This is a genomic window from Clostridium tagluense, assembly GCF_003865095.1.
Taxonomy (GTDB): domain Bacteria; phylum Bacillota; class Clostridia; order Clostridiales; family Clostridiaceae; genus Clostridium_AD; species Clostridium_AD tagluense.
Map to the genome: position 1 here is coordinate 1 of NZ_BHYK01000107.1, position 1,329 is coordinate 1,329.

Sequence of the window (1,329 nt, forward strand, 5' to 3'; positions counted from 1 at the left end):
AATCGGTAATAACGTGGTTGATTACTCATACTATTTTTATGCCTCTTATATTAGTAATTATTTTTTATAAATTATATAAAAAGCACCATTTTATTTATTACCTAAAATGCTTTAAATAAAAATCAAATGTCTGCATCTGCTATTAGTGCTGCATTCATTTTCATCTTTTCTTTTATTCCTAAATATCTTTTAGTTTCTTCTATGCTTTGATGATTTAATGCAACTCTTACTTGCTCTAAATTGTTATTTGATTCCTCATAAATTTTTGTTGCATATGTTTTTCTTAAGCTATGTCCAGAAATATTTTTTAGTCCCATACTTTTCCCTACCTCTGTTAATAAAGCACTGAAGGCTTTTTGACTTATATATTCATTCCCATTACCTTTGTTGGATTTAAAAGCATATTCAGATCTCTTTTTATCTTTGCAATACTGTCTTAAATATCTTTCTAGATTTTTTCCAATTGGAGATTCTCTTACTAGAGGTTTCTTTTTGTTAGGCTTGTTTTTTAAGTTAGTTTTCCACTGCTCATATTGCTTACTCTCCTGAATAATAAAACGTTCATTGTCTAAAGCATCTTTTATTTGTCCAATTGTAAGCCCAACGATATCTCCCAATCTATATCCAGTTGTTCTTCCTAAAATAAAAAGCATGATATTTCTTTCTTTATTCCTGTCACTATATTCAGCTAATTTTTCTTTAAATTTTTCATATTTTTGAGATGGAATAGGATTAGATACTCCTTTTTCCCAGTCCCTAATTCTTTCTTCCATTACTTCACCTGCTTCATCGCTCCTTTATGCCTTCTATAACAAGAGTGAGACATTAATTCTTTTATATCGCATTCGCTCAATTTTTCACTTTTCTTTTCACTTTTTATTGACACAAGTTTGATATAACTACTGCTATCACTTTCAATTAGAATATCTTTTATTTTCATAAGCTCCCTCCTAAAATTTATAATTAAAAAGAGCTGCTATATCATTTCTAATATAACAACTCTTTATAATTTCTATTTAATTTTATTTTCATTTACTAATCTTCTAGGTGTGTCCCATGTAACTACTGGTGCAACTTCTTTATTTATTACTATATCCCCATTATGATTTGTTTTATATATAGACCTATTCTTTTTTATAAATGCACTATCCCCTATATATCTATTTGCCTCATAATTAACTGTTCTTACGCATTCTCGTCTTCGTATAACAGCAATTTCATGCTTATGTTTTAAATCATTAAAATTTCTCTGAATGCATTTTTTTACAGTGTCTTTATTGAACTTTAATTTTCTAGCAATCTCAGTAGCTGTTAATCCATCTAAGTATA

At 28.1% G+C, this 1,329-nt stretch carries 3 protein-coding genes; all 3 read right to left on the bottom strand.

Annotated features, from left to right (window positions below; translation table 11 throughout):
- Nucleotides 1-122 precede the first annotated feature (122 nt).
- On the bottom strand, nt 123-773 hold the full coding sequence (locus tag Ctaglu_RS24710; protein WP_125006711.1) for a tyrosine-type recombinase/integrase: 651 nt from the start codon (nt 771-773) through the stop codon (nt 123-125).
- The gene (locus tag Ctaglu_RS25720; RefSeq protein WP_185732972.1) at nt 773-940 is read right to left on the bottom strand and encodes a hypothetical protein; all 168 of its coding nucleotides are present in this window, start codon (nt 938-940) and stop codon (nt 773-775) included. Before Ctaglu_RS25720 ends, Ctaglu_RS24710 begins: the two co-directional genes overlap by 1 nt.
- Nucleotides 941-1,012: 72 nt before the next feature.
- Nucleotides 1,013-1,329, bottom strand: a 317-nt coding sequence (locus Ctaglu_RS24715) for a DNA-binding response regulator (protein WP_125006713.1), incomplete at its 5' end; no start/stop codon positions are given.

What these genes read in the sequence shown, in the direction of transcription:
- Ctaglu_RS24710 (WP_125006711.1), bottom strand. Translation starts at nt 773, where the DNA reads ATGGAAGAAAGAATTAGGGACTGGGAAAAAGGAGTATCTAATCCTATT.
- Ctaglu_RS25720 (WP_185732972.1), bottom strand. Translation starts at nt 940, where the DNA reads ATGAAAATAAAAGATATTCTAATTGAAAGTGATAGCAGTAGTTATATC.